This is a genomic window from Kribbella aluminosa (genome assembly GCF_017876295.1).
Taxonomy (GTDB): Bacteria; Actinomycetota; Actinomycetes; order Propionibacteriales; family Kribbellaceae; genus Kribbella; species Kribbella aluminosa.
The window spans coordinates 1,767,962-1,793,317 of the sequence record NZ_JAGINT010000001.1 but is presented as its reverse complement, the minus strand read 5'-3'; the positions used below and the strand labels follow the sequence as shown (position 1 = coordinate 1,793,317).

The 25,356-nt window shown below is 69.0% G+C and carries 26 protein-coding genes and 2 pseudogenes; 13 read left to right on the top strand and 15 right to left on the bottom strand.

Translation table 11 applies throughout. The annotated features are described in order from the left end of the window. Nucleotides 1-16 precede the first annotated feature (16 nt). The 5 genes from JOF29_RS08870 to JOF29_RS08850 all read left to right on the top strand — a co-directional run bounded on the left by JOF29_RS08870 (nt 17) and on the right by JOF29_RS08850 (nt 3,913). Nucleotides 17-655: a helix-turn-helix domain-containing protein gene (locus tag JOF29_RS08870; protein ID WP_209693730.1), complete on the top strand. Its 639-nt coding sequence runs from the start codon at nt 17-19 to the stop codon at nt 653-655. A 143-nt stretch (nt 656-798) separates the two neighbouring features. After that, nucleotides 799-1,641, top strand: coding sequence for an ABC transporter substrate-binding protein (locus tag JOF29_RS08865; protein WP_307863221.1), 843 nt, complete (start codon nt 799-801; stop codon nt 1,639-1,641). Continuing rightward, nucleotides 1,641-2,375, top strand: coding sequence for an amino acid ABC transporter permease (locus JOF29_RS08860; protein WP_209693729.1), 735 nt, complete (start codon nt 1,641-1,643; stop codon nt 2,373-2,375). The genes JOF29_RS08865 and JOF29_RS08860 overlap by 1 nt, the downstream gene beginning before the upstream one ends. Beyond that, entirely contained in the window at nt 2,362-3,099 is a 738-nt protein-coding gene (locus tag JOF29_RS08855; RefSeq protein WP_209693728.1) for an amino acid ABC transporter ATP-binding protein, read from the top strand. The genes JOF29_RS08860 and JOF29_RS08855 overlap by 14 nt, the downstream gene beginning before the upstream one ends. Nucleotides 3,100-3,178: 79 nt before the next feature. Beyond that, nucleotides 3,179-3,913, top strand: a complete 735-nt coding sequence (locus tag JOF29_RS08850) for a polysaccharide deacetylase family protein (RefSeq protein WP_307863220.1) — start codon at nt 3,179-3,181, stop codon at nt 3,911-3,913. Here JOF29_RS08850 and JOF29_RS08845 read toward each other — a convergent pair. Continuing rightward, the gene (locus tag JOF29_RS08845; protein WP_209693727.1) at nt 3,910-4,710 is read right to left on the bottom strand and encodes an HAD-IIA family hydrolase; all 801 of its coding nucleotides are present in this window, start codon (nt 4,708-4,710) and stop codon (nt 3,910-3,912) included. The two genes, JOF29_RS08850 and JOF29_RS08845, sit on opposite strands and share 4 nt — an antisense overlap. Here JOF29_RS08845 and JOF29_RS08840 point away from each other — a divergent pair. Then, nucleotides 4,607-5,887, top strand: a pseudogene (locus JOF29_RS08840) (MFS transporter); the annotation flags it as partial. The gene JOF29_RS08845 and the pseudogene JOF29_RS08840 sit on opposite strands and share 104 nt — an antisense overlap. 70 nt (nt 5,888-5,957) lie before the next feature. On the opposite strand, the gene rpe reads toward JOF29_RS08840, so the two are convergent. From rpe to JOF29_RS08805, 7 genes are all read right to left on the bottom strand, one after another. Then, nucleotides 5,958-6,623, bottom strand: a complete 666-nt coding sequence (gene rpe / locus JOF29_RS08835; RefSeq protein WP_209693726.1) for a ribulose-phosphate 3-epimerase — start codon at nt 6,621-6,623, stop codon at nt 5,958-5,960. A 238-nt stretch (nt 6,624-6,861) separates the two neighbouring features. Continuing rightward, nucleotides 6,862-7,887, bottom strand: a complete 1,026-nt coding sequence (locus JOF29_RS08830) for a precorrin-6A/cobalt-precorrin-6A reductase (RefSeq protein ID WP_245357513.1) — start codon at nt 7,885-7,887, stop codon at nt 6,862-6,864. After that, complete coding sequence (gene cobM / locus JOF29_RS08825) at nt 7,884-8,624, bottom strand: precorrin-4 C(11)-methyltransferase (protein WP_209693725.1); 741 nt, start codon at nt 8,622-8,624, stop codon at nt 7,884-7,886. Before cobM ends, JOF29_RS08830 begins: the two co-directional genes overlap by 4 nt. A 25-nt stretch (nt 8,625-8,649) precedes the next feature. Then, on the bottom strand, nt 8,650-9,864 hold the full coding sequence (cbiE, locus tag JOF29_RS08820; protein WP_209693724.1) for a precorrin-6y C5,15-methyltransferase (decarboxylating) subunit CbiE: 1,215 nt from the start codon (nt 9,862-9,864) through the stop codon (nt 8,650-8,652). Next, entirely contained in the window at nt 9,854-10,234 is a 381-nt protein-coding gene (locus JOF29_RS08815) for a PPOX class F420-dependent oxidoreductase (protein ID WP_209693723.1), read from the bottom strand. The genes cbiE and JOF29_RS08815 overlap by 11 nt, the downstream gene beginning before the upstream one ends. A gap of 94 nt (nt 10,235-10,328) precedes the next feature. Next, a complete protein-coding gene (locus JOF29_RS08810) occupies nt 10,329-11,927 on the bottom strand; it encodes an ABC transporter permease (RefSeq protein WP_209693722.1) in 1,599 nt (532 codons plus the stop codon). Continuing rightward, a complete protein-coding gene (locus tag JOF29_RS08805; protein ID WP_209693721.1) occupies nt 11,924-12,835 on the bottom strand; it encodes an ABC transporter ATP-binding protein in 912 nt (303 codons plus the stop codon). Before JOF29_RS08805 ends, JOF29_RS08810 begins: the two co-directional genes overlap by 4 nt. An 81-nt stretch (nt 12,836-12,916) precedes the next feature. Here JOF29_RS08805 and JOF29_RS08800 point away from each other — a divergent pair, with 81 nt between their 5' ends. After that, the gene (locus JOF29_RS08800) at nt 12,917-13,426 is read left to right on the top strand and encodes a GbsR/MarR family transcriptional regulator (RefSeq protein WP_209693720.1); all 510 of its coding nucleotides are present in this window, start codon (nt 12,917-12,919) and stop codon (nt 13,424-13,426) included. Nucleotides 13,427-13,587: 161 nt separating this feature from the next. Continuing rightward, nucleotides 13,588-14,577: a type IV toxin-antitoxin system AbiEi family antitoxin domain-containing protein gene (locus JOF29_RS08795; RefSeq protein WP_209693719.1), complete on the top strand. Its 990-nt coding sequence runs from the start codon at nt 13,588-13,590 to the stop codon at nt 14,575-14,577. A gap of 168 nt (nt 14,578-14,745) precedes the next feature. On the opposite strand, the pseudogene JOF29_RS08790 reads toward JOF29_RS08795, so the two are convergent. Next, nucleotides 14,746-15,084 (bottom strand): annotated as a pseudogene (locus tag JOF29_RS08790) (NBR1-Ig-like domain-containing protein); the annotation flags it as partial. A gap of 215 nt (nt 15,085-15,299) precedes the next feature. On the opposite strand from JOF29_RS08790, the gene JOF29_RS42865 reads away from it, so the two are divergent. Together JOF29_RS42865 and JOF29_RS42860 are read left to right on the top strand one after the other, a co-directional pair. Further along, on the top strand, nt 15,300-15,734 hold the full coding sequence (locus JOF29_RS42865) for a hypothetical protein (RefSeq protein WP_245357512.1): 435 nt from the start codon (nt 15,300-15,302) through the stop codon (nt 15,732-15,734). Beyond that, nucleotides 15,701-15,904, top strand: coding sequence for a hypothetical protein (locus JOF29_RS42860; RefSeq protein WP_245357511.1), 204 nt, complete (start codon nt 15,701-15,703; stop codon nt 15,902-15,904). The genes JOF29_RS42865 and JOF29_RS42860 overlap by 34 nt, the downstream gene beginning before the upstream one ends. Nucleotides 15,905-15,944: 40 nt before the next feature. Here the strand turns inward: JOF29_RS42860 and JOF29_RS08780 are convergent, their stop codons facing one another. Together JOF29_RS08780 and JOF29_RS08775 are read right to left on the bottom strand one after the other, a co-directional pair. After that, complete coding sequence (locus tag JOF29_RS08780) at nt 15,945-16,538, bottom strand: alpha/beta fold hydrolase (RefSeq protein WP_209693718.1); 594 nt, start codon at nt 16,536-16,538, stop codon at nt 15,945-15,947. Nucleotides 16,539-16,697: 159 nt separating this feature from the next. Then, the gene (locus JOF29_RS08775; RefSeq protein ID WP_307863219.1) at nt 16,698-17,744 is read right to left on the bottom strand and encodes a LacI family DNA-binding transcriptional regulator; all 1,047 of its coding nucleotides are present in this window, start codon (nt 17,742-17,744) and stop codon (nt 16,698-16,700) included. 129 nt (nt 17,745-17,873) lie between these two features. On the opposite strand from JOF29_RS08775, the gene JOF29_RS08770 reads away from it, so the two are divergent. From JOF29_RS08770 to JOF29_RS08760, 3 genes are read left to right on the top strand one after another with little or no spacing between them, the layout of a single operon-like run. Beyond that, nucleotides 17,874-18,776, top strand: coding sequence for a carbohydrate ABC transporter permease (locus JOF29_RS08770; protein ID WP_245357510.1), 903 nt, complete (start codon nt 17,874-17,876; stop codon nt 18,774-18,776). Nucleotides 18,777-18,786: 10 nt separating this feature from the next. Further along, nucleotides 18,787-19,668 (top strand): carbohydrate ABC transporter permease, encoded by an 882-nt coding sequence (locus tag JOF29_RS08765; protein WP_307863218.1) that lies wholly within the window; start codon nt 18,787-18,789, stop codon nt 19,666-19,668. 12 nt (nt 19,669-19,680) lie between these two features. After that, a complete protein-coding gene (locus JOF29_RS08760) occupies nt 19,681-20,982 on the top strand; it encodes an ABC transporter substrate-binding protein (protein ID WP_209693715.1) in 1,302 nt (433 codons plus the stop codon). Between the two features lie 61 nt (nt 20,983-21,043). On the opposite strand, the gene egtD is transcribed toward JOF29_RS08760, so the two are convergent. From egtD to JOF29_RS08740, 4 genes are read right to left on the bottom strand one after another with little or no spacing between them, the layout of a single operon-like run. After that, nucleotides 21,044-22,009 carry an L-histidine N(alpha)-methyltransferase gene (gene egtD / locus JOF29_RS08755; protein ID WP_209693714.1) on the bottom strand — a complete coding sequence of 322 codons (966 nt, stop codon included), beginning with the start codon at nt 22,007-22,009 and terminating at the stop codon, nt 21,044-21,046. Then, nucleotides 22,006-22,743 carry an ergothioneine biosynthesis protein EgtC gene (gene egtC / locus JOF29_RS08750; protein WP_209693713.1) on the bottom strand — a complete coding sequence of 246 codons (738 nt, stop codon included), beginning with the start codon at nt 22,741-22,743 and terminating at the stop codon, nt 22,006-22,008. The genes egtD and egtC overlap by 4 nt, the downstream gene beginning before the upstream one ends. Continuing rightward, complete coding sequence (gene egtB, locus JOF29_RS08745; RefSeq protein ID WP_209693712.1) at nt 22,743-24,080, bottom strand: ergothioneine biosynthesis protein EgtB; 1,338 nt, start codon at nt 24,078-24,080, stop codon at nt 22,743-22,745. Before egtB ends, egtC begins: the two co-directional genes overlap by 1 nt. Then, a complete protein-coding gene (locus tag JOF29_RS08740; protein WP_209693711.1) occupies nt 24,077-25,297 on the bottom strand; it encodes a glutamate-cysteine ligase family protein in 1,221 nt (406 codons plus the stop codon). Before JOF29_RS08740 ends, egtB begins: the two co-directional genes overlap by 4 nt. Nucleotides 25,298-25,356: the final 59 nt, after the last annotated feature.

Here is a 25,356-nt window from a genome sequence, read left to right as displayed (position 1 = left end):
CCGAAGGAGTCCGAGGATGGAACAGAGCGCGCAGAACCTGAAACAACAGGTCGAGCTGTACGGCGAGCCGCTGGGTGAGGTGGTGCGGCGGGTCACCGCGGCGCTCGGCCTGACCCAGGGTGGGCTCGCACAGGTGATCGGGTTGTCCGCGCCGATGCTCTCGCAGCTGGTCAGCGCCCAGCGGGTGAAGATCGGCAACCCAGCCGTGGTGTCCCGGCTGCGCGCCGTCTCCGAGCTCGCGGACGTCACCGTGGCCGACGGGCTCCTACCGGGCCGGGTGGCGATCGAGCTGGCGACGATCCGGTCGACGCGTGGCGCCTACACCAGCGCGACCACCAACCACCACCTTCGCCACCCGGACAGCGGTTCGGCCGGGGCGCCGACGACAGGAGCGCCGACGCCGTTCACCTCGCCCGCCGGCCTGCCCGTGGAGACGTCGGCCGCGGCGTGGCAGGCGGCTCCACCCGACCTCCCCGCGCGCGCCGTCGTGCGGGAGCTCCAGGACCTGTTCCGTTCGGTCGCCTCGGCCGACGAGATCCAGCGTGCGGCTGCGGCGGCGGCAGCGGAGTCGCCGGCCGTCGCCGAGCTGCTGCTTGCCTACGGCACCGGTCGTACCGCCGACGCGCTCGCGCACTATGAGCAGCATCACGGCTGACCGGTTGATATAGCACAAGCCGACTGGACTTTGACCGCTGTCTCACGCCTTGTCGCCGTGGAATACGGGCGCCCGGCAGTGGTGTTGGGTTGCCACGGCAGGGCCGATCGCTCTGCGTTCGTTCACGGTGTGAGGAGACAGTTGTGCGTGCGTTTCGGCGGGTTGTCGCGGTAGTCGGGGCCATCACCTTGACGGCAGCGATGGTTGCCTGCGGCAGCGACAAGAAGGATTCCGCGGCCGGGCCGGACCTGGGACTGATGCAGGCCGGGACGCTGCGGATCGGCACGCTGACCGACGCGCCGCCGAACGTGTACGTGAAGGACGGCAAGTTCACCGGGTTCGACAACGACCTGATCACCGCGGTCGCGGCGAAGCTGAACCTGAAGCCCGAGTTCGTCGGCACCGACTTCTCGGCGCTGCTGTCGCAGGTGAACGGCGGCCAGTTCGACCTCGGCAGCTCGTCGATCACCGTCACCGAGGCCCGCAAGAAGACGGTTGCTTTCAGCAACGGGTACGACTTCGGCTACCTCGGCCTCAACACCACCAAGAGCTCCGGGATCACGAAGTTCGACCAGCTCCCCGGCAAGCGCGTCGTGGTGGTCCAGGGCACCGTCCAGGACGACTACGCGACCCAGAAGAACCTGAACCCGGTCTGCGTACCGAACTACAACGCCGCCCTCGGCCAGCTCAAGGCCGGTACGGCGGACGCCTGGGTCTCGCCTGCCGAGATCGGCGAGAAGATGGCCAAGGAGCAGGGCGGCGGCACGGTGATCCTGGCCGCGAAGGAGCTGAGTGACGCGCCGATGGCGTTCGCGGTCGCGAAGCAGAACGACAAGCTCCGCGAGGCCGTCGACAAGGCGCTCGACGAGGTGATCGCCGACGGCACCTGGACCAAGCTGGTCGAGCAGTACTACCCGGGTCGCGCCGTACCGGCGAACTTCAAGCCGGGCAGCGGATCGGTCAAGTTCACGGCTCCCAAAGCCTGATGGACATCTGGTCCACCCTGCGCGACACCTTCCTCGACTGGGAGTCGATGAAGGAAGTACTGCCCGAGATGCTGAAGGTCGGGCTGGTCAACACGCTGATCCTGGCGGCCGCCTCGGTCGTGCTGGGCACTGTGCTCGGTATGATCGTGGCGGTCCTCGCGCTGTCCCGGAAGCGATGGCTGCGCTGGCCGGCGAAGATCTACACCGACATCTTCCGCGGCCTGCCCGCGATCCTGACCATCCTGCTGATCGGCCAGGGCCTCTCCCCGATCACCCGGCACTGGTGGGGCCCGAACCCGTACCCGCTCGGCATCCTCGCGCTCTCGCTGATCGCGGCGGCGTACATCGGGGAGATCTTCCGCTCCGGGATCCAGAGCGTCGAGAAGGGTCAGCTCGAGGCGGCCCGCGCGCTCGGGTTCAGCTACCCCAGCGGCATGCGGCTGGTCGTCATCCCGCAAGGGGTACGGCGGGTGCTGCCGGCGCTGGTGAACCAGTTCATCGCGCTCGTGAAGGACTCCAGCCTGGTCTACTTCCTCGGCTTGCTCGCGAGTCAGCGTGAGCTGTTCCGGATCGGCCAGGACGCGGCGGCGACCAACGGAAACCTCTCACCGTTGCTGCTCGCCGGCATCTTCTACCTGGTGATGACGGTGCCGCTGACGCACCTGGTGAACCACTTCGACAAACGTCTCCGCGAAGGGCGACCGGTGGAGGAGGTCGAGCATGCAGCACGTTGAGGCCGCGAGCCTGGAGGTCAGCGGCGTCGAGCTCGCCTTTGGCAGCAACAAGGTGCTGCGCGGCGTCGACCTCGCCGTACCGGCCGGGCGGACCGCGTGCGTGGTCGGCCCGTCGGGTTCCGGGAAGTCGACGTTGCTGCGGGCGATCAACCGGCTGCTCGAGCCGGACGCGGGCGACGTGAAGCTCGGCGGCGAGTCGGTCCTGCGGGGTGACCCGGACGTCCTGCGCCGCCGGATCGGCATGGTGTTCCAGCACTTCAACCTGTTCCCGCACAAGAGCGTGCTCGACAACATCACGCTGCCGCTGCGCAAGATCAAGAAGCTCGACACCGAGTCCGCGCAGGCAGCGGCGCGCGAGCAGCTCGAGCTGGTCGGCCTTGCGCACAAGGCGACCGCGCGCCCGGGGAACCTGTCCGGCGGTCAGCAGCAGCGGGTCGCGATCGCACGGGCACTGGCGATGAAGCCCGAGGTGATGCTGTTCGACGAGGCCACGTCCGCGCTCGATCCGGAGCTGGTGAAGGGCGTGCTCGCGCTGATGGCCGACCTCGCCGGCGCCGGGATGACGATGGTCGTGGTCACCCACGAGATGGGATTCGCGCGCGAGGTCGCGGACCAGGTCGCGTTCATGGACGAGGGCGTCGTGGTCGAGTCCGGCGTACCGGAGCAGATCTTCGGCGCGGCCGAGTCGCCGAGGTTACGTCAATTCCTGTCACAAGTGCTCTAGCGTGGGGACCAGTGAGGTTATGTGAGGTTGCAGTGAGGTTCCAGTGAGGAAGTGAACCACCCACCGCCCTGGGGGGATTGTGAACGTTCGCTTGACGCATGCGGGGAACAGGGCCGTCGGCCTGGCGATGATGATGCTGGTGAGCGCGGTGATCGGTACGGTCGTGGTCGCGGCCGCGAGGTCACCGGCCAAGCCCGTCACGCCGCCCGCCGCGGCCCCGGCTGCCGTCACGCCCGGCCCGACGCCGTTGCCGACGAAGTACGTCGTGCTGACCTTCGACGACGGTCCGGATGCCGAGTACACCCCGAAGGTGCTCGGCGTCCTCGCGAAGTACGACGCCAAGGCGACCTTCTTCGAGGTCGGTCAGAACGTGCGCAAGCATCCGGAGCTGACCAAGCGGATCCACGATGCCGGGCACAGCGTGCAGAACCACACCTGGGACCATCGCGACCTGCGCAAGCTCACCGCGGCCAAGTTCCAGCAGGAGGTCACGTCGACGGACCAGGCGATCCGCGTCCAGATCGGCAGTACGCCGGGCTGTCTGCGGCCGCCGTACGGCGGGGTGAGCGCCACCGTCCGGCAACGGGCCCGTCAGCTGGGCAAGGACCTGGTCGTGTGGACCGTCGACTCGCGCGACTGGACCAAGCCCGGTACGGCGGCGATCGTGCAGCGGGTACTGAAGAACGTGCACAGCGGCTCGGTGATCCTGATGCACGACGGCGGGGGTAACCGCGCGCAGACGGTGGCTGCCCTGCCCGCGATCCTGACGGCACTCAAGGCGCAGGGGTACGGGTTCCGCACCCTGACCTGCTAGGACAGGGTGGTCACCAGCGGTACGACGTCGGCGATCGAGGCGACGATCCGGGTCGGGCGGTACGGGAACCGCTCGACCTCGTGCTCGCCGGTCGAGCCGGACAGCACCAGCACGCTGCGCAGACCCGCCTCCAGACCGCTGATGATGTCGGTGTCCATCCGGTCACCGATCATCACGGTGGTCTCGGAGTGCCCCTCGATCCGGTTCAGCGCGCTGCGCATCATCAGCGGGTTCGGCTTGCCGACGAAGTACGGCGCCACGCCGGTCGCGCGGGTGATCAGGGCGGCCACCGAGCCGGTCGCGGGCAGCGGGCCTTCCTGGGACGGGCCGGTCGGGTCCGGGTTGGTCGCGATGAACCGCGCACCGTCGGTGATCAGCCGGATCGCCTTGGTGATCGCCTCGAACGAGTACGTCCGGGTCTCGCCGAGCACGACGTAGTCGGGGTCACGCTCGGTCAGCACGTACCCGATCTCGTGCAGCGCGGTCGTCAGCCCGGCCTCGCCGATCACGTACGCCGTACCGCCCGGCCGCTGGTCGTCGAGGAACTGGGCGGTGGCGAGCGCGCTGGTCCAGATCGACGTCTCCGGGATGTCGATGCCCGCCACCAGCAGCCGGGCGCGGAGGTCTCGCGGGGTGAAGATCGAGTTGTTGGTGAGGACCAGGAACTTCTTGCCGGACGCCTGCAGCGCGGCGATGAAGTCGCTGGCGCCGGGGATCGCGCGCTCCTCGTGCACGAGGACGCCGTCCATGTCGGTCAGCCAGGTATCCACCGGTTTGGGCTCGGTCACACTGCTCATCGTAATTGTCGGTGGCCCCGTTCAGAATCACCTCATGGGTTATCGAGAGTTGTGGCGATCACGCGGCGTGCTGCCGTTGCTGGTGTCGTCGCTGCTCGCGCGGCTGCCCATGCTGGCGACGATGGTGCCGATCGCGTTCCTGGCGAAGGACGCGAGCGGATCGTTCCGCTGGGCGGGCGTCGTCGCCGGTGCCTACTCGATCGGTATGGCGATCGCGGGGCCGCTGTGGTCCCGCGCCGCCGACCGTCGCGGGCCGCGCGGCGTGCTGCTGGTGACCGGGATCGGCTGGAGCGTGGCGTTGCTCGCGATCGCGCTCCTGCCCGCCGGCCGGTACCGGTTCCTGCCCGCGCTGACGGTGATCGCGGGCGCGCTGGTGCCGCCGGTGATGCAGACGCTGCGTGCCGCCTGGCCGCGGATCGTCGACGGCCCGGCGTTACGGACGGCGTACTCCGTGGACGCGACCGCGCAGGAGCTGTTGTTCATGGTCGGGCCGATGCTCGGGGCAACCGCGGTGAGCGTGGCGAGCCCGCGTCTCGGCGTACTGCTCGCGGCGGCGATGTCGGCGGTCTTCATCTGGTGGTATGTGCTGCGACAACCCGCGCCGCTTCCTCGTGACGTGCACACTGCGGTGCCGCTGACCGCGCGGCAGTTGCTCTGGCATCGGCACCGGTTGCCGCTGATTCTCGCGTTCGGCCTGTGGATCATGTCGTTCAACGGGATCTCGCTGGCGATCGTCGCGTTCGCCGACGATCACGGGCAGCGGCTGATCGCCGGGATCTTCGAGGCCGTCTGGGCGTTCGGCAGCCTGGTCGGCGGCGCGATCTCGGGCGCGTTGCCCGGTCGCCGTACGTCGTACCTCTGGCGGCGGGCCGCGCTGGTCGCGGCCGGGATGCTCCTGTGCGTGTTCGCGACCTGGTCCGCGGTGTCGCTCGGGATCGCGTTGGCCTTGTCCGGGTTGACGTTGGCGCCGGCGATCGGCGCGCTGTACGGGCGGTTGGGCGCGCTGACGCCGGACGTCGCGCGGACCGAGGTGTTCGGGTGGATGGGCAGTGCGGCGACCGGCGGCGCGGCGATCGGGGCCGCCGCAGCGGGTGCGGTCATCGACGCCTTCGGCGTGCGGTACGTGTGGCTGCTGGCCGCCGTGCTCGCGGTGCTCTCGACGCTGGTGCTGCTGCGCGTGCCGCCCGAGGGCCGGGCCGGAAGCCGACGTGGAGCCGCCCGGGTCGATCCGGCCGGCCGATTCCGACCTATCGGCCGGAGGACTGCTCGGCGAGACCGCGTAGTACCTCGACCATCGCGTTCGGGTCGTCGGCGGCGTACACCGCCGAGCCGGCCACGAACACGTCGGCGCCCGCCTCCGCGCAGCGCTCGATCGTCTCGGCCGACACGCCGCCGTCGATCTCGATCCACAGGTCCAGGCCGTGCTTGTCGAGCAGTTCGCGGGTCCGGCGGATCTTCGGCACACACACGTCGAGGAACTTCTGCCCGCCGAACCCGGGCTCGACCGTCATGATCAGGATCATGTCGAGCTCGGACAGCAGGTCCTCGTACGGCTCGATCGGGGTCGCCGGCTTCAGCGCCATCGCGGCCCGCGCGCCCTTCGCGCGGATCTCCCGGGCGGTCCGGATCGGGGCGCGGCAGGCCTCGACGTGGAACGTGACGCTGGACGCGCCGGCCTCGACGTACCCGGGCGCCCAGCGGTCCGGGTCGTCGATCATCAGGTGACAGTCGAGCGGCATGTCGGTCGCCTTCGCCAGCGACTCGACCACCGGCATCCCGAGGGTCAGGTTCGGCACGAAGTGGTTGTCCATCACGTCGACGTGCAGCCAGTCCGCGTTCGACACGGCCACCGCCTCGTCGGCCAGCCGGGCGAAGTCGGCGGACAGGATGCTCGGTGCGATCTGAATCCCCATGACGTCAATCTATCGAGCGGTCACCTCGGCCTCGTCAGGCGGTCAGCCCCAGAACGTGGTGGACCTCACCCGGTGCGCGGTCCACGAGAACGGGCCGTCCTCAGGCACGATCAGTTCTCCGGCCTCCAGGGCCGACCGCAGCAGGCGCACCGGCGTACTCGCGTGTCGGGCACGACGTGCGGGACTGCGCCGTCCGGAGAAGCCGTTGCGCAGGGCAGTGAACGGTACGCCGCGACGATCACGACGGGCCCGAGGCTCGTGGCGGCGGGTGCGGAGGGTCCGACGCGGGCGGCCAATGCGCTGCGGGCGTACCTGCCGGAGCTTGGGATGCTGACCGATGGGGAGCGTCACGTGCTTGGCGAGTGGCTTGCTCAGAATACCCGCTGACTTTCAGCCAGGTGAGAGCTTCTGCGGGTGAGGTGACGACGTTCGGGCCGTCGGGAAGTGGTGGGCGGCGGATGATGATCACCGGGATGTGCAGTTGCCGGGCGGCGCTGAGTTTGGGGGCGGTGGCGGGGCCGCCGCTGTTCTTGGTGACGAGTACGTCGATGCGGTGCCGCTGCAGGAGCTCCAGTTCGGTGGACTCCGAGAAGGGGCCGCGGGCGAGGAGGAGCTGACACCACGTCGGCGGGGGCTCGGGTGGGTCGACGCAGCGAGCGAGGGTCCACAGGCCGGTCGTCGCGAAGGCGTCGAGGCCCTGCCGGCCGATCGTGAGGAACACCCGGGAACCGACCCGAGGAAGCAACTCCGCAGCCGCCGCAGGACTGTCAACCCAGTACCAGGTGGGCGGCGCGGAGGTGTCACCCGGCGGGCAGGTGGGCGGCGCGGGGGTGTCAGGCAGCCGGGTGGACAGCGCGGTGGTGTCAGACGTCCAGGTTGGTGGTGCGGGAGGCGGGGTGGTGGCGTCCTCGGGGGTCCAGGCGGGTGGTGCGGGGGGCGGGGTGGTGGCGTCTTCGGGGGTCCAGGCGGGGCGGTTGAGGATAAGGAAGGGGAGGTTGAGGTGGGCTGTCGCGGCGGTGGCGTTGGTGGTTATTTGGGTGGCGAACGGGTGGGTGGCGTCCACTACGACGTCGACGGGGTTCGTTTGTAGCCAGGTGATCAGGCCGGCGACCCCGCCGAAGCCGCCCACCCGGAGCTCGCCGGCCGGTCGACGGGCAGCGGTTGTCCGGCCGGCCAGCGAGGAGATCACCTCGATGCCGTCGGCAACCAGCAGCCGCGCCAGTTCGCGGGCCTCGCCGGTGCCACCGAGGAGCAGGACCCTCATCGGGAGCGGTCGGACGAATAGAGGTGACTGTCGCGGAAGGTCGTTGCCGACAGCACCTTCCCGGCGATGATGACGGCGGTACGGCGGATGCCCGCGGACTTCACCTGTACGGCGATGTCGGCGAGCGTGCCGCGGAGTACGACCTCGTCGTCGCGGGAGGCGCGGGCGACCACCGCGACCGGGCAGTCGGCTCCGTAGTTCGGGACGAGTTCGGCGACGACGCGGTCGATCTGCTGGACGGCGAGGTGCAGGACGATCGTCGCCCGGCTGGCGCCGAGGGTGGCCAGGTCCTCGCCGGGTGGCATCGCGCTGGCGCTGCCGCCGATGCGGGTGAGGACGACGGTCTGGCCGACTTCCGGGACGGTCAGCTCGCGGTTGAGCGTGGCGGCCGCGGCGGCGTACGCCGGTACTCCAGGGGTCACGTCGTACGGGATCTGCAAGGCGTCGAGGCGGCGGAGTTGTTCGGCCATCGCGCTGAAGACTGACGGGTCGCCCGAGTGCAGGCGGGCGACGTCGTGGCCGGCGGAGTTGGCGGCGGTGAGTTCGGCGACGATCTCGTCGAGGGTGAGGTTCGCGGTGTCGATCTTGCGGGCACCGGGCGGGCAGTGGTCGAGGAGTTCGACGGGGACCAGCGCACCGGCGTACAGGCAGACCGGCGAGGAGGCGATCAGGTCACGCCCCCGGACGGTGATCAGGTCGGCCGCCCCGGGACCGGCGCCGATGAAGTGCACGGTCATCCGACGGGCCTCCAGATGGTGGCGGTCACTTCGTCACGCTCCAGATGGTGACGGGCAGGGCGGGGCGCCAGCCGGTCATGGTGCCGATTGGGGACGCGCGGTGGACGTCCAGGCGGACGAGGTCGCCGCCGTACGTCTTGTACCACTGGATGATGAGCGCCTCCGTCTCGAGCGTGACCCCGTTGGCGACCAGGCGACCGCCGGGGCGCAGCGCGTTCCAGCAGGCGTCGAACAGGCCCGGAGCGGTCGCGCCGCCGCCGATGAAGATCGCGTCGGGCGACTCGAGGCCTTCCAGAGCTGCTGGGGCAGGGCCTTCGACGACGGTCACTGCGGCGCCCAGTGCGGTCGCGTTGCGTCCGAGACGCTTGGCGCGGGCGGGGTCGCGTTCGATGGCGATCGCTCGGCAGGTGGGGTGGTGTCGGGACCACTCGATCGCGATGCTGCCGGCGCCGCCGCCGATGTCCCAGAGGAGTTGTCCGGGTACGGGCGCGAGGCGGGAGAGCGAGACGGCGCGAACTTCGCGTTTGGTGAGTTGGCCGTCGTGCTCGTAGGCGTCGTCGGGGAGGCCGGGGGCGGTGGAGAGCACGGGGGCGTCGGGTGGGCAGTGGATGGCGATGAGGTTGAGGGGGTCCACCTCGTGGGACCAGTCGGCTGCTGTTGCGGTGCGGATGCGTTCGGCGGGGCCGTCCAGTTGTTCGAGGACGGTGAACGTGCTGTCGCCGTAGCCGCGGGCTACCAGTAGGTGTGCGACCTCGGCGGGGGTTTGGGCGGTGCGGCTGAGGATCAGTAGTCGACGGCCTGGTTGGAGGTGTGGGTGCAGGCGGTCGACGGGGTTGGTCACCGTGCTGACTACCTGTACTTGGTCCTGTGGCCAGCCGAGGCGTGCGCAGGCGAGGGAGACGCTGGACGGGTGAGGGATCACGTGTACGGCGTCAGCTCCCAGGAGGCGGACAAGCGTCGTACCGATGCCGTGGAAGGTGGGGTCTCCGCTGGCGAGCACGCAGATGCGGCGTCCGCGGTGTTCCTCCAGCAGTCGAGGCAGAGCCTCGGACAGCGGCGACGGCCAGGCGATCCGCACAGCAGCCACGCTCGGCGCGGAGGCGCCGGATGGGATCAGGGCTAGTTGGCGGGGGCTGCCTAGGAGGACCTCGGCGGCTTGGAGGGCTGTTTGGGCTGCTGGGGAGAGGCCTGGCCAGCCGTCGGGGCCGATGCCGACGACGGTGAGCGGGTCAGCCGGCATTGCCGAGGGCCTTTGTGATCGTGATGTGGATGACCACGCGGGCAGGGTTGGCGCGGGGCTGCTTGTAGCGCTTCGCGTAGCGAGTCTCGGCGTCCAGCACGTCGGCCGGGTCGTCGCTGACGACAGCGCGGCCTTCCAGGGTGCTCCAGCGGCGGCCGTCCACCTGCGTAACCGCAACGGACGCCTCCCCCAGCCGGCGGATCGTCCGCGCCTTGTGCGACGTACCGGAGCAGATCACTCGTAGTAGCCCTGCCTCGGCATCAAGGGTTGCGCCTACCGGGGTCGCATGTACGGTCCCGTCCGCTCGGACCGTGCTCAGCACGCACAGGTGCCGCTCGGTCCAGAACCCGACCAGTTGCTCACTCAACACCCCGCGATCGTAGACAGGCCCGCCCGGAACCTCGCCGGGCGGGCCTGTGAGCGCTGGACCCCTCAGACCAGCGCTGCTCTGTCGGCGTGCACTGTCAGCCGATGTCGCGGCGCCGGAACGTGGCGAAACCGGCAATCGTGAGCGCAGCCGCGATCCCGGTCAGCCAGAGCACGGGTGTGACGGAGAAGTCACCGCCGGGCAGCCGCGGCGTGTGGCCGTACGGGCTGAGGTTGATCATCCACTGCGGCAGATTGAAGATCTCACCGAACTGCCCGATCAGCAGAAACACCCCGTACAGCCCCCATCCACCGGCGACCAGCTTCGGTGCCAGGCCGAACAGGAGGACGACCAGTGCAGTCACCAGCCAGATCGCAGGCAGCTGTACGGCGGCCGCGGCCAGCATCCGCGGCACCTGGCGACCCATGTTGCCAAGCGACGCCCCACTGGAGACCCCAGACCCAAGACCGGCAACCAGGATCAGTGCGCCGGTGCCGAGCAGTGCCATCAGTACGTGGCTCGCCAGCCACTGCGCACGCGTCACACCGGTTGCCAGCAACGGCTCCGCCCGTAGCGCAGTCTCTTCCGACCGCAGCCGCAGCGCGGCCTGGATGCCGAACGCAGACGCCAGGAGCCCCATCACGCCCATCTCGGTCGCCAGGAACGCATCCGTGATGCCCTGGACACCGCCGAGCTTCTGCACCATCTCCTTCGCGCTGTCGCTGGTGACGAACCCGTCGACGTTGCTGGCGATGTTGCCAACCAACAGCCCCAGCAGCAGGAACGCGAATCCCCAAGCGACGAAGGAACCACGGTGCAGCCGCCAGGCCAGTGCGAGCGGCGACCGCAACGAGGCACCCGCTCGTGGCGGACCGGGACGTGGCCGCACCAGACCGGCGCCAAGATCGCGCCGCCGGATCAGTGCGGTCGCTGCAGCAACCAGTACGACCAAGAACACCAGCGGCGCAAGCAGTACCGCCCACCTGTCACCGGCGTACGCACGGACCTGCTGAGACCAGCCGATGGGAGACAGCCACGACACCCAGCGCGTGCTGCCGTCCGAGGACGAGTCGCCGATGGCACGGAGTACATAGCAAACACCAAGCACCACCGCGGTCAGTCCGTTGGCGGCCCGTGCGCTCTCGGTGACCTGTGCCGTCACGGCCCCGACACCGGCGAACGAGAGACCTGCCGCGGCCCACATCAGCCCGAACGCGAACGAACCCTTGGCGTCCAGTCCGCTTCCGATCAGCGACAGTGCTGTCACCAGCCCGAGCAGGACGACCGTCGCCCCGGACACGATCAGCCCGGCGGTCAGAGCGGCGTACCGGCCGAGTACGCCGGCGCTGAGCAGCTCGAGCCGCCCGGACTCCTCTTCGGTCCGCGTGTGCCGTACGACGAGCATGCCCGCCAGCAGGCCGACCAGCAGCGCGCCGAACGCGGTCAGCTTGAACAGCGAGACCTCCCCGAGCGAGGACTCGTCGAAGATCCGGCCGTACAGCGACACCAGGGCGGGCGACGCGTTCGACGTCCGGGCGGCCTCGACCAGCGCGTTGTGGTCGGAGTACAGGGCGATCGACGCCTTGGCCGAGCCGGCCGCCGACATCACGAAGACGACGATCCAGATCGGGATCAGCAACCGGTCGCGGCGCAGCGCGAGCCGCACCAGCGTCCCGGTACCGACGAAGTCGTTCATCGCAGCGCCGCCTCGGGCTCCGCGACCTCGTCCTCGTAGTGCCGCAGGAACAGCTCCTCGAGCGTCGGCGGCTGCGCCACCAGGCTCTTGATGCCACTCGCGGACAGTTGCCGCATCACCGCATCGAGCTGCGCGGTGTCGACCTCGCAGCGCACCCGGTTGCCCTCGACATCGAGGTCGTGCACGCCGGGCAGCTGCGCCAGACCGTTCGGCGATCCGGTCAGCTCGGCCTGGATCGACGTACGGGTGAGGTGCCGCAGCTCGGCCAGCGTGCCGGTCTCGACCACCTTGCCGCGGCGGATGATGCTGACCCGGTCGCACAGGGCCTCGACCTCGGACAGGATGTGGCTGGACAGCAGGACGGTGCGGTCCTCCCGCTTGTCCTCCTCGATGACCTGCCGGAACACCTCCTCCATCAGCGGGTCCAGACCGGAGGTCGGCTCGTCCAGGATCAGCAGCTCCACGTCCGACGCGAGCGCCGCGACCAGTGCGACCTTCTGCCGGTTGCCCTTGGAGTACGTCCGGCCCTTCTTGGTCGGGTCCAGGTCGAACCGGCGGAGGAGCTCGTCGCGCTTCTTCTCGTCCAGCCCGCCACGGAGCCGGCCGAGCAGGTCGATCACCTCGCCGCCGGTCAGGTTCGGCCACAGGTTGACGTCGCCCGGTACGTAGGCCAGCCGCCGGTGCAGCTTGGCGGCGTCGCGCCAGGGATCGCCGCCGAGCAACGAGACATCGCCGGCGTCACCCCTCAACAGCCCGAGCAGGACACGGATGGTGGTGGACTTCCCCGCGCCGTTCGGGCCGAGGAATCCATGCACCTCGCCGGTCGCGACCTCCAGGTCGAGACCGTCGAGGGCGTGCGTACTTCCGAACGACTTGTGCAGTCCGGAGACCACGATGGCTGATGTCATGATTCATAACGTACACTGTGTTCAGAAGATTGTGAATCTTCCTAACGCCATACCAACGGCTTCAGAGGGGATGATGGGGCGGTGAGTGCACATCGAGACGACGACGCCGTCAAGCGGTACACGGAGCAGTTCGGCAACCTGCTCGCGGATACGGGGTGGCCGCGGATGGCGGGCCGGACGTTCGCCGCGATCCTGTCCAGCGTGTCGGGCCGGATGACCGCCGCCGAACTCTCCGAACAGCTGCAGGCCAGCCCGGCCGCCGTCTCCGGCGCGGTCAACTACCTGCTCCAGCTCCGGCTGGCGACCCGGGAACGCGAGCCCGGCAGCCGCCGCGATGTGTACGTCGTCCAGGACGACGCCTGGTACCAGACGATGATGACCGAGGACGCGTCGCTCGGACGCTGGTCCGAATCGCTCCGCAAGGTCCTCGACGCCTCCGGCGAAGGCACCGACGCGCACCGCCGCATCCGCGTCTCCCTCTGCTTCATCGACTTCATCAACGAAGAGGTCAAGGGCCTCAGCGAACGCTGGATCAAACGCAAGGCCGAGCTCGACGCCGAACTCGACGCGGAGTACGACGCCGGCCCCTGATCCGCGCCCGTACGACGGGGCCTTGAACATCCTGCGGTTGCGTGACACAGGCCATTTCGTGTGCAACGCCACCAGTCGGTGTGCACGGCCCCCAGCCATGGTTGTCCACAACCACGAACTCGGTCACCGGCGGCGCCCGCGACGACGGCATCTTTCCCGGTATGAACCCCAAATTGAGCGTGTTGGCCGATGCCCGGGGTGGCTGGTTCAGCCGGGCGGACGCGACGGCAGCCGGATACACGGACAGCGAAATCCGGCGACGACTCCGGACCGGTCAGTGGTCGCGACTGTCCCGCGACGTGTACGTCGAACCCACCGGCGCGCCGGCTGGCGAGACGAGCTGGGACCGCGCCCGGCGGCTGCATCTCCTGAAGACCCGGGCCATCGTCAACCGGATGGGGCCCGGCGCGGTGGTCAGCCATCAATCCGCGGCCGTTCTGCATGGGCTGCCCAGCTGGGGCCTCGACCTGTCCAAGATCCACGTGACCAAGCCGCGCGGCCGAACGCGTTCCGACATGCTCGCCGAAGTGCACCGATCGCGGTTCGATCCCGGTGAGGTCACCGCCGTCGACGGGGTGCCGGTGGTGACGCCGGCGCGTGCCGTCGCCGAGGCCACCTGCGCCTCGTCGTACGAGGTCGGAGTCGTACTCGGGGACGCCGCACTACACAACCGCCTGGTCACCAGAGATGCACTCGTGGCGACGGCGGACCGGCACGCCGGTTGGCAGGGTTCACCGGCAGCACGGGCAGCGGCGCGGTTCGCGAACGGGCTGAGTGAATCGGTCGGCGAGTCGCGGCTCCGGGTACTGATGGCGAACCACGGTCTGCCGGAGCCGGATTTGCAGGTCGAGATCCGCGACCGGTCGGGCCGGCTGATCGGCCGGGTCGACATCTTGCTGGGAGGCGTGACCATCGTCGAGTTCGACGGCGCGACGAAGTACGGCGATGCCCAGAGCCTCGTCGCGGAGAAGTGGCGCGAGGACAACCTGCGCGCACTGGGGTACCAGTTCGTGCGGGTTGGCTGGCAGGACCTGGATCACCCGCGCACCACGGCCAGCCGACTTCGCGAGGCGTCGCTCGCGGCTGGGGCGAACATCCGCCCCGCCCGGCTGCCACCAGGCGGGGCGACGACCGCGTGGCGGAGGCGTTGAACAGGATATTTCTGCTCCAACCCAACCGGTTCTTGTTGACGGCCGCTCGCGCGTTAGAGGTCGTACACGGTGAGGATCGTGCAGTAGATGGGTGGGGACTCCAGGCCGGGGTAGTACAACCGGCCGGCAGCGGTTGCACCACGGGCGGTCGCCGCTGTTGCGGATCACCCAGGTCTTCTCGAACGTTTCGTCGCGGCGTACCTGCGTACCGTCCGGGACCGTCTCCCCCACCAGCTCAGCCCGATCGTCCGGGTGATGGTCGATCGGGACCGAACCGCCGAGCAGCACCGGCTGGACGTGCCGGCGGAGGTCCCGCTGCGACATGTCGCGACCGGCCCGTACGGCGGCGTCGAGCTCCGTCAGCTGGTTCACCAGCGCCTGGCCCGCGCCGAACGAGTCGTCGTACCACTCGATCAGCTCGCGGCTCGGCTTGGTGTGGCCGCGCTCGACGCGGGACAGGTGTCCCTTGTCCCAGCCCGACTCGGCGGCGGCGCGGGTCAGCGGCATTCCGGCGGCCTCGCGCAGCTCGCGCATACGCGCTCCGATCACGTACCGGGCCTGGGCTGGGCGCACGGCGCACTCTCCGCTCTCGCGGTCACTTATCTACATAAAGTACCAAATCGCAGTGACTGGTTTCCGTTGCCCACTCCGACAACAGCGGCGCGTTTTGGTTCCCTGCGAGTACAACTTCAAGGAAGGGAACACACCATGCGTACCGCCTCATGCGCATCACCGCCCGTGTTGCCGTCACCGCCCTCCTCGCCGGCGTCGCGATCCGGTCCGGGAACGCGACCAGCTTCGGCTCGGTCGGCACCCAGCCCAACGGACCGGTCGAGATCGACTGCCAGCTCTACGGCGAACCCGTCACCGGCAAGTACGGACGGAGCCTCGTCTGGGACCACATCCCCGGCAAGGGATACATCACCGACTCCTACGTCAACACCCGAAGCAGCGGCCTGATCGCACCGCTGTGCACCAGCAACCCGCGCGCCGACAACGCCATCGCGTGGTACGCCGCCCGCAACGGGTCGACGGCCTTCCAGGGGTACTGCGAGATGGCCGCGGAGAACTCGTACGGAAGACCGCGATCTGGGCCTCCGCCAAGGCCGACTGGAACGACGCCGTGGCCCGCGGGGTCGCGCACAAGGGAGACCTGAACCCGCCGAAGGGCGCCCTGGTCTTCTGGGACCTGGCCGCACCGTACGGCCACGTCGGCGTGGCGACCGGTGACGGCAACTTCTGGGCCACCAGCGTCAGCGGCGCGATCGGCAAGCGCGCGCTGCCGTACTTCAACAGCTACCTCGGCTGGGCCTACCCGAACTTCTGACCCACCCCGATCACGAGCACCCGGCCGCGCGTTCCGCCCCTCACGCGTCCGGGTGCTCGACCCTGTCCAGCCAGTCCTCCACGAGCGCCCGGTAGAGCGCGGAGCCGGGGCCGGGGAGGAAGTGGTCCTCTTGATCCAGTACGGCGTACGTCGCGCGCGGGTAGTCGTCGAGCAGCGGCCAGGCGTCGGCGTACCCGGCGATGGTGTCCTGGCGGCCGGTGACGATCAGGGTCGGGCGGTCGAAGTGGACCGACGGATCTTCCCGCAGGCCGTACGTCGACACGTCGCGCTGGATCCGGCCGAGGAACTCGAGATCCGCCCCTGCCTCGGCTGCTTCGTAGTACTCGTGCTGGCGATCGCGGGCTGTGGACGGCAACAAGTACGCGTCGGCCGGGAGCGTGCGACGGGAGCGGTCGATGACGACACCCGGTGCCCGGAGCAACAATCCCAGGACGCGGGGCGGGTCGCGCTTGACGATGCCGCGGGCGTGCAGGCCACCGGCGGAGGTACCTGCGAGGGCGAATGACTCGTCACCGGCAATCGAGGTGATCAGCCCGGCGATGGACGAGAGCATCCCGTCCTGGTCGGTGATCGATGCGTCGGCAGGCGACTTCCCGGTGCCGGGCGGGTCCACGTAGATCCGGCGCCAGCCCTCGCGCTGCCGGAAGATCGGTTCGTGGACGTCGCGGGCCTCGCCGGCGTCGCCGCCCCAGCTGGGGAGGAAGAAGATCGGGCGGGCCGGCGCCGAAGGACTCGTAGTACACGCTGCGACCCTAACCAGCGGGGTCGCGGATCACTGAGCCTTTCTGTTCACAGCAGAAGGCGGGCGCTCCCCCGACCCGCGCTCGATCAACGCACACGGCAGCACGATCCGTTGCGGCGGCCGGGTGTCCGCGCCGGAGGCCCGGTCGAGCAGCAGCCGTGCGGCGCTGCGGCCGAGCTCGGCGATGTCGGAGGCAACGACCGTGACCGGCGTCGGCAGCATGTCCGCGAGCCGGAAGTCGTCGAACCCGACCACCGCCGGGTCCTGGTCCAGCTCACCGAGCGCGCGCAGCACGCCCTCGACCAGGAAGTTCGTCGAGGCGAAGATCGCGGTCGGCGGATCCGGCCGCAGCATCACCTCGCGGGTCGCCTTCTCCGCGGCCTCCGCGTTGCCCTCCGGCAACTGGATGACCAGCGACTCGTCGACCTCCACCCCTGCCGCCCGGTGCGCCCGCCGGAAGCCGCGCAACCGGCGGCCGATCGTGTAGTACGACGGCGCGAGGATGATCGCGATCCGCTCGTGTCCCTGGCTGAGCAGGTGTTCGGCCGCGATCCGGCCGCCGCCCTCGTTGTCGACCATCACGATGTCGGCCTCGATCCCGGTGGCCGGGCGGTCGACGAACACCACCGGTACGCCGGCGCCCTCCAGGAACGCGTGGTCGCCCTGGTCGGGGACGATCATCAGCCCCGCGACCTGGCGGCTGACCAGCTCCTGGATCGCGCGCTTCTCGCCCTCGGGGTCCTCGTCGACACTGCCCAGCACGACGGCGAACCCGGACTGCCCGGCGATCTCCAGCGACGCCTTCGCGATACTCGCGTAGAACGGGTTGGTCAGGTCACCGAGGACCAGCGCCAGGCTGGTCGACTTCTTGCCCGGCCGGAGCGCGCGGGCCACCTCGTTGCGCTGGAAGCCGAGCGCGTCGATCGCCGCCCGGACCCGCTGCGCGGTCTCGTCCCGGACGCCGTGGCCGCCGTTCACGACACGCGACACCGTGCCGAGCCCGACGCCGGCCCGGCGGGCGACGTCGATCATCGTCGGCCGAGCGACCTCCGGCTTGGTTGGAAACGTTTCGGGCACGGGGTTGACTTCCTTTTCGGGACACGGCATCGTCACCCAACAGTAAGACGTTGGAAACGTTACCGTCCAGGAGGCCGGATGAGTAGTGCCACTCCAGGCGGAACCACCCGGAGGAAGAGCCGCGGTGGGATGAGTCGCAACGCCGGCTCCGACGTGAAGGCGGCGTACCTGTTCATCGCTCCCGCGGTGATCGGGTTCCTCGTTTTCGTGGGATATCCGCTGATCCGATCGTTCTATCTCGCGCTGACGAAGTACAACGGGTTGACGAACCCGGTCTTCATTGGCCTCGGCAACTTCCGGAGACTGTTCACCACCGACCCGGCCTTCTGGCCGTCGTTGCGGGCGACCGGCTATCTGGTGTTGCTCTATGTCCCGTTGTCGCTGATCATCGGCCTCGCGCTGGCGATGTTCTGCAACCAGCGGTTCGCCGGTGTCCGGGTGGTCCGGACGCTCGCCTACCTGCCGGTGGTCCTGCCCGCGGTCGCCACGATCACGCTGTGGAAGTTCATGCTCGATCCCCAGGTCGGGTTGCTGAACACGATCCTCGACCGGCTCGGCCTGCCGACAAGCCTGTGGTTGCAGAGTCCCAAGATGGCGATGCCGTCCGTAGTACTGGTGATGCTGTGGGGTGTCGGCAGCACCATGATCATCTTCCTTGCCGCGCTGCAGTCGGTGCCGACCGAGCTGTACGAGGCCGCCAAGGTGGACGGCGCCGGCCCGTGGTCGGTGTTCTTCCGGATCACGATGCCGATGATCAGCCCGATCATGCTGCTGCAGGTGATCCTGCAGACCACGGCCGCGCTGCAGACGTTCAACCAGCCGAAGATCCTGACCGGCGGTGGTCCGGGGTTCAGTACGAACGTGCTGATGCTCGGCATCTACGGCAACGGCTTCCCGACGCTCGGCCGGATCCCGCAACTGGGGTACGCGTCCGCGCAGGTGTGGGTGCTGTTCGTCATCATCATCGCCGTGATCGCCCTGACCGCGAAGTTCTCCTCACTCTGGACGTACAGTGACAGCACTTCCGACTGAAGCTCCCCCGGTGACGCCCGCCGAAGAGGCCGCGCGTCCCGCGAAGAAGAAACCACGTGTGCTCGGTACGACGTCGTGGTACGTCGTCGCGCTGTTCATCTGCGCCGTGATGGTCGTCCCGCTGCTGTGGATGATCACGATCGGGCTGAAGAGCAAGACCGCGGTGTTCGACATCCCGCCGAAGCTGCTGCCGCACGAGTGGACCTGGAGCAACTTCATCAAGGGGCCGGAGGCGATCCACTTCCCGCGGCTGTTCCTGAACTCGCTGATCATCACCGCGCTGAGCGTGATCGGCGGCGTGCTGACCGCGATGATGGCCGGCTACGCGCTGGCCCGGCTGCGGTTCCCGGGACGCAAGGTGTGGTTCTACCTGTTCGTCGGCAGCATGCTGCTTCCGGGCGTGGTCGGCCTGATCCCGTTGTTCCAGATGTACAAGAGCATCGGCTGGTACGACACCTGGTTGCCGCTGATCGTGCCGGCGTTCCTCGGTGGGAACCCGCTGTTCATCTTCCTGGCCCGGCAGTACTTCCTCGCGATCCCCTATTCCATCGATGAAGCGGCGAAGATCGACGGCGCCGGGCACCTGCGGATCTTCGTCAGCGTGATGCTGCCGTTGACCCGGCCGGCCTGGCTGACGATGGCGATCCTCGCGTTCCAGGCCTCCTGGAACGACTACCTGAATCCGCTGGTCTACCTGTATTCGTCCGGCAAGTGGCCGTTGTCGGTGGGGATGGCGTCGTTCATCTCGCCGTTCGCCGGGAAGACGCCGGACTGGAGCTACTACATGGCCACGAACCTGCTCTACATGCTGCCGCCGCTGATCATCTTCTTCGCCGCGCAGCGCTACTTCATCCAGGGCCTCGGCGCTCTCGGCAGCACGAACCAGAAATAGAGGAGATTCCTTGTGAAGAGGACATTGGGCGTCACCGCGCTGGCGTGCGCGGGGTTGCTGGCGGCAACGGCCTGCGGCGGCGGGTCCGGTTCGGGCGGTTCGAGCAACGGGCCGGTCACCGTGACCGTGATGACCTGGGAGTCGACCGACACCAACGCCGCGATCAAGAAGGCGCTGGAGGGCTTCAAGGACGACAACGTCAAGGTCCAGTTACTCGACTCCCCGAGCGGTCAGTACGGCGACAAGCTCGCGTCGCTCACCCAGGCGAAGAAACTGCCGGACCTGTTCTGGTGCGGTAACGACACCGAGCAGCAGTACACGTCGCAGGGCCTGCTGGTCAACTGGGCGGACAAGATCAAGAGCAGCAGCAGCGACTTCAAGGCGGACAACTTCGTCCCGTCCGCGATGGAGAACTGGAAGACTGCCGACGGCCAGATGGGCGGCCTGCCGTCGCTGATGAACACGTACGGCGTCTGGTACAACGCCGACGCGTTCACGGCCGCGGGCCTGCCGCTGCCGAAGGCCGGCTGGACGTGGGACGAGATGTACGCCGACGCCGCGAAGCTCGCGAACAAGAACGGGGCGAAGTACGGCCTGGTCGCCGACCAGCTGACGAGCGCGGACGGTCCGTTCACGATGAGCATGTACTCCGTGTCCGCGGGCGGCGCGCCGTTCACCGACAACGTGAACCACCCGACGAAGGCCGAGGCCGACGGCAAGTACCAGGAAGGCGTGCAGAAGCTCGCCGCCGCGATCAAGAACGGGTCGGTCGCACCGCCCGGGTACGACGCGTCGAACGTGCAGTCGCTGTTCGCGGCCGGCAAGGTGCCGATGACGTTCGGCGGGCAGTGGCTGGCGGCCGGGTTCCAGACCGACAAGCCGAAGATCAAGTACGGGTTCGCGCCGTTCCCGCAGGTGCAGACGCCGACCACGCTGTACGACTCGGTCGGGATCTGCACGCCGCAGTACACGAAGAACCAGGACGCGACGTTCAAGGTGCTCGAGTACATCAACACCAAGGTGTGGGACGCGGTTCTACCGGCCTCGCCGGTCGCGCCGCCGGCCTACACGCCGGCGCAGGCGAGCTACTTCGACGCGCTCACGAAGGCGCAGCAGCCGACGGTCGTCGACACGGTCAAGGCCGACCTGTCCGCGGAGAAGACGGTCGGTGTCCGGTTCACCACCCAGTGGGCCAGCCAGGTCGGTGACCTGACCACGGCCAACTACCAGCCGATTCTGAGCGGCAAGAAGCCGATCACCGACCTCCCGAACTACGTCGACAAGATCAACGCCCTCATCAAACAAGGCGGCTGATTCCACCGCTGACGTCCGAAGATCCGAGGGCGCACGCCCTCGGATCTTCGGACGTTACGGGTCAGAGGGCTTGCCAGAGGGAGAGGGCGAAGCGGTGTGCGGTGTCGGTCCACCACGCGGCCGGGGTGAAGCCCGCTTTGTCGAGCTCGGCTTCTACTCCGGCGCGGTGGAACTTGGCGGAGATCTCCGTACTGAGCTCCTCGCCCGCGGCGAACGTCACGTCGAGGTGGATCTCCGGGATCAGCACCTGCATCGCGCGGGTGGCGCGCAGGTGCATCTCGATCCACTCGTTGTCCTCGTCCCAGATCGCCACGTGCTCGAACGCGTCGACGTCGAAGTCCGCGCCGAGCTGGCGGTTGATCACCCGGAGCACGTTCTTGTTGAACTCGGCCGTGACGCCGGCCGCGTCGTCGTACGCCGCGACCAGCGTGGCGGGATCCTTCACCAGGTCGGTCCCCAGGAGGAGGAATTCGCCGGGCTCGAGGACGTCGCGGATCGAGCGGTAGAACGTCTCGCGTTCGGCCGGGATCAGGTTGCCGATCGTGCCGCCGAGGAACGCGACCAGCCGGGGCGGGTCGCCCGGCAGCTTGTCGAGGTGCGCGGTGAAGTCGCCGACGACACCGTGGACGTCGATGGTCGGGTAGTCGGCGTTGATCGCGCCGGACGCCTCGCGGAGCGCCGTCTCCGAGACGTCCAGCGGTACGAAACTGGTGAGTGTGCCGTGGTCGCGGAGCCCGTCGAGCAGCAGGCGGGTCTTCTCCGAGGAACCGGAGCCGAGCTCGACCAGCGTGTGGGCGTTGGTGAGGGTCGTGATCTCGGCGGCGCGGGTCTGCAGGATCTCGCGCTCGGCACGAGTCGGGTAGTACTCCGGCAGGCGGGTGATCTGCTCGAACAGCTCACTCCCCCGCGCGTCGTAGAACCACTTCGGCGGCAACCACTTCGGCGTCGCCGACAACCCCGCGCGTACGTCGTCGCGGAGGGCGCGCGCGGCGTAGTCCGGGGTCAGCTGTACGTCGATGAGGGTCACGGGTGTCCTTCCATCGGGGTGACCTGCACGGTCGTGGCGGTGGCCACGAGCAGGGAACGATCGGGTACTGCGGTCCAGTCGCCGTCGCCGAAGGGTTCGGAGGCGACAGTGACGGAGTCGGTCGTACGGCGGACGTGGAGCGAGTGTGTCCACACCGTCGCGATCACCTGCTGCCCGTCCGTCAGCAGCAGGTTCAGGCGGGAGTCCGGCGCGGCAGCTTCCACGTCACGCACGACCGACGCGACCGCCTCAGCTGGTCCCGCGCTCAGGCGGTGGGTGATCAGCGCGAACAGCAACGCCGAGTCCACCGGCGCGTCCAGCTGCAGCAGGTCGCGCGCCGGCAATTCCTCGGCCAGCTTCACAGCCGAGTCGGGGTAGCCCGGGACCCGTCCGTTGTGGCTGAACGCCCAGTCCCCAGACGTGAACGGCGCAACCGCCGCCTCGCTGTGCGGCATCCGCTCGGTCCCGTTCCGCACGGCAGCAACCACCGCCCCCGAACGAATAGCTCCGAGCAACCCCGGAAGGTTGTCATCCGTCCAGATCGGCACATTCCGCCGGTACCTGGTGAGCTGGTTTTCCGTGTACCAGGCGAGGCCGAAGGCGTCGGCGTTTACGGTGCCGCCGGCGCGCATGTCGTGGGGGGACCAGCTTTGTTCGTAGAGGGAGTGGGTGGGGTCGAGGATCAGGGAGGACAGCGTGATGGGTGGGCCCAGGTAGGCCAGGTGACGGCACATCAGGGGTGGAGTTCTTCGGGGTGCGGGTCGCGGGCGCAGCGGAAGCCGGCGAAGATCTGGCGGCGGATCGGGTAGTCCCAGTTGCGGAACGTGCCGCGGGCGACGACCTCGTCCGTACCGAACGAACCGCCACGTAGGATCTTGTGGTCGGGGCCGAAGAACACCAGCGAGTACTCGTCGTACGGCCAGGCGCGGAACCCGGGGTACGGGCGGAAGTCGCTCGACGTCCACTCCCACAGGTCGCCGATCAACTGCTCGACCCCGAGCGGCGACGCCCCGGCCGGATACGCCCCGACCGGTGCGGGCGAGAGATGCCGCTGGCCGAGGTTCGCGTGCTGCAGGCCGGGCGACTCGTCACCCCACGGGAACCGCCGCGTCCGCCCGGACGCGGGATCGAACCGCGCCGCGAACTCCCACTCCTCCTCGGTCGGCAGCCGCTTGCCGGCCCACTTCGCGTACGCCTCCGCCTCGTAGAAGCAGACGTGCATCACCGGCTCGTCCATCGGCAACCGCTCCAAATGCCCGAACCGCAGCCGCCACCACTCCCCGTCAGCCTGCGACCAGAACCGCGGCGCGACCAGCGACGCCTGCTGCACCAGCGCCCACCCGGCCTCCGACCACCACTGCGGATCCGCGTACCCACCACCGAGCACGAACCGCAGGTAGTCCCCGTTCGTCACCGGCACCGTGTCGATCGCGAACGGCATCACGTGTACGGCGTGTGCCGGCCGCTCGTTGTCCAACGCCCACGGCTCGATCGACGTACCCATCTCGAACACCCCGCCCGGCACGAACACCTCCGCCGCCGGCAAGACCCGTCCGGCGGGAGGCGGCGGCGCGTCCAGCACCGGCACACCTGCCCGCAGCTGATGTGTCGCGAGCATCGTCTCGTCGTGCTGCTGCTCGTGCTGCGTGATCATCCCGAACGCGAACGCGTTGTCCACCAACTCACGCCCGGCGTCGAACTTCACGTGATCCAAGACGTCCAGCACCTTGTCCCGTACTTCGTTCACGTAGAGGCGGGTCTCCGCCGGACCCAGCAGCGGCAACGAGGGACGGTCCGCCCGCGGGTGCTGGAACGCGTCGTACAGCTCGTCGATGTCCTGGCGCAGCGGCTCCCGGCCGCCGACGTCGCGGACCAGCCAGAGCTCCTCCTGGTTGCCGACGTGTGCGTAGTCCCAGACGAGTGGTGACATCAGCTTGGAGTGCTGCTTGACCAGGTCGTCGGTGTCGACCGCGTCGGTCAGCTGCACGGTCCTGGCCCGGGACCGTTCCAGTTGCTCCCCCACGAAGGCCCGCAGACCTTCGGGCGACAGGTCGGACAATTGGTGACTCATGAAGCTCGCCTTCCTTGGGTGGTGTCGACGATGCGCTGCAGCCGGGTTGCGACGGCAGCGGTGTGTTCGGGATCCGCACCGGTCCGGTCCAGGACCGCGGCACCGAGTGCCACCACGTCTCGCGCGGCACGCAGTACCAACCTGTCCCTGAGGCCTTCCCGCGCGGCCGGGAACCAGCGCCCGGCGGCGGGCTCAGCCGCGGCCAGGACCTGGTCGAGCGGCGCGGACATGAGTGCGGTGAGCAGCAGGGTCGGGGCGATCCACCCGTCCCCCCGCTGCGCGTCGAGGTAGCGCACCTCGAGATACCCGCGCGGCCGGACCGGCGGGAAGAGCGTGGACAGGTGGTAGTCGAGGTCGTCGTACGTCGGCCGATCGCCGGGCAGCTGTCCGTCCGCCCAGGCACCGAACGTGAGACCGGTCGGGGCGTCCCACGTGTCGCCGCGGCGCAGACACAGCACCGGCGCCTCCATCGCGGTCCGCGCCCACGCGGCGGCCGGGTCGCCGTCGATCGGTGGCGGCTCGGTGAACGGGGCGCACGTACCGAAGGTGGCCTGTGTACGAGCCGAGGCCCAGCCCGTGTCGGAGCCGTCGCGGCGGCGGGAGTTGGCGAACAACGCGACCAATGCGGGACCGAGATCGTGCAGGGCCCGCCAACGGAGAGCGGTCTGGTCAGCCTCGCCGGCGTCCAAGCAGATCTGCAGGCCGGCGGTGCTGCACATCATCCGTGGGCCGTGCGGTCCGAGCCGCTGGAACGCGTGTTCCATCGCGGCGTACCGCGGGACCGCGAGGATCCGCCGGGGTGCCCGGAACGGGTCCAGGCCGTAGCCGCCCGGGACCAGGTCGGCGTCCAGAAGCAATGTGGTGAGCTCGTCGGCGTCGGCGGCGGTGTCGTCGATCAGCCGTGGGATCGAGTCGGTCGCGGGACCGGAGATCTCCACCTGGCCACCGGGCTCCACGGTGACCAGAGCGCCGCGGCGCAACGGCAGCTGCGGGCTGCCGCGGACCAGGGTCGCGGGGGCGTGCTCGCCCAGGGCTTTACTCAGTTGTCCGGCGTCGAGCGGCCGGTGCGGATCGTCCGCGTGATGCACTGTCCACTCGAGCTCGACGCCGTACAGCCGAGGTGGACCGTGCTTGAAACAGACCATCGCGACGTACCCCTCCGCCTCGGCCCGGGAGCCGATCGGAGTCGTCGCCGTGGAACCACTGGGCGAGGTCACGTCAGCGAACCTAGCTCCGGGTGCGGGGCTGGACAACCGACCAGAAAATTACCGGTCGG